At 57.7% G+C, this 1,575-nt stretch carries 1 protein-coding gene; it reads right to left on the reverse strand.

Annotation, left to right across the window (positions count from 1 at the left end; genetic code table 11):
* On the reverse strand, positions 1-1,562 hold a 1,562-nt coding region (locus ACP7BV_RS21435; protein WP_426106673.1), incomplete at its 3' end, for a VCBS domain-containing protein.
* Between the last annotated feature and the right edge of the window lie 13 nt (positions 1,563-1,575).

The raw sequence follows: 1,575 nt of genomic DNA on the forward strand, positions 1-1,575 counted from the left end.
GCGTTGTAAGTCCACTGGCCGTTCGTCTGCAGTACCACAGTGCCGTGGGCGCCGGTGAAGGTGCCCCCGACATAGCTCGCGGAACTGTCGATATCGGTAACGGTCAAGGTGCCCGATGCGGTCAGGACGACATCAGATTCGGTGAGTGGTATCACCGCGGTGCTCAGCACCGCAGCGTCGTTGGTGCCCAAGATATTGACGGTAATCGTGGTCACCGTGCCGTCGGTGCTCTTGACGTTGAAGACATCGGTGTAAGTAGTGCCTTCGATAAATTCGTTGTGCGCCGAATTTGCTTCGTAGGTCCATTGACCGTTGGTCTGCAGCACCACAGTGCCGTAAGTGCCTGTAAAGGTGCCCCCGACATAGCTTGCGGCGCTGTCGACATCAGTGACGGTCAAGGACCCGGATGCGGTGAGAATGACATCGGATTCGGTCAGCGGAACTGTTGCGGCGCTGAGCACTGCGGCATCGTTGGTGCCCAATATGTTGACAGTAATCGTCGTCGCCGTGCCATCCGTACTCTTGACATTGAAGACATCGGTGTAAGTAGTCCCGTCGACAAACTCGTTGTGTGCCGAATTCGCTTCGTAGGTCCACTGGCCGTTGGTCTGCAGCACCACCGTGCCGTGAGTGCCGGTGAAGGTGCCCCCGACATAGCTTGCGGCGTTATCGATATCGGTGACGGTCAGGGTGCCGGACGCGGTCAGGATGACGTCCGATTCGGTCAGCGGGACTGTTGCGGCGCTAAGTACTGCTGCGTCATTCGTGCCCAGGATGTTGACGGTAATCGTGGTCGCCGTACCGTCAGCGCTCTTGACGTTGAAGACATCGGTGTAAGTGGTGCCATCAACAAATTCGTTGTGGGCCGAATTCGCTTCGTAGGTCCATTGACCGTTGGTCTGCAGCACCACTGTACCGTGGGTACCGGTGAAGGTACCCCCGACATAGCTTGCGGAACTGTCGATATCGGTAACGGTCAAGGTGCCCGATGCGGTCAGGACGACATCAGATTCGCTGAGTGGTACTACCGCCGTGCTCAGCACCGCAGCGTCGTTAGTGCCCAGGATGTTGACGGTAATCGTGGTCGCCGTGCCGTCAGTGCTCTTGACGTTGAAGACATCGGTGTAGGTGGTGCCGTCGACAAACTCGTTGTGTACCGAATTAGCCTCGTAGGTCCACTGACCGTTGGTCTGCAGCACCACGGTGCCGTGCGTGCCGGTAAAGGTCCCCCCGACATAGCTTGTGGCGCTGTCGATATCGGTAACGGTTAGCGTGCCCGATGTGGTCAAGATGACGTCCAACTCGGTGAGCGGTACCACCGCAGTACTCAGCACTGCGGCATCGTTTGTGCCCAGGATGTTGACGGTAATCGTGGTAGTCGTGCCGTCAGTGCTCTTGACGTTGAAGACATCGGTGTAAGTGGTGCCGTCGACAAACTCGTTGTGTACCGAATTAGCCTCGTAGGTCCACTGACCGTTGGTCTGCAGCACCACTGTTCCGTAAGTGCCTGTAAAGGTGCCCCCGACATAGCTTGCGGCGCTGTCGACATCAGTGACGGTCAAGGACCCGGATGCG

Origin of the sequence: Massilia sp. TSP1-1-2 (assembly GCF_049896185.1) — a bacterium.
Lineage (GTDB): Bacteria > Pseudomonadota > Gammaproteobacteria > Burkholderiales > Burkholderiaceae_D > Telluria_A.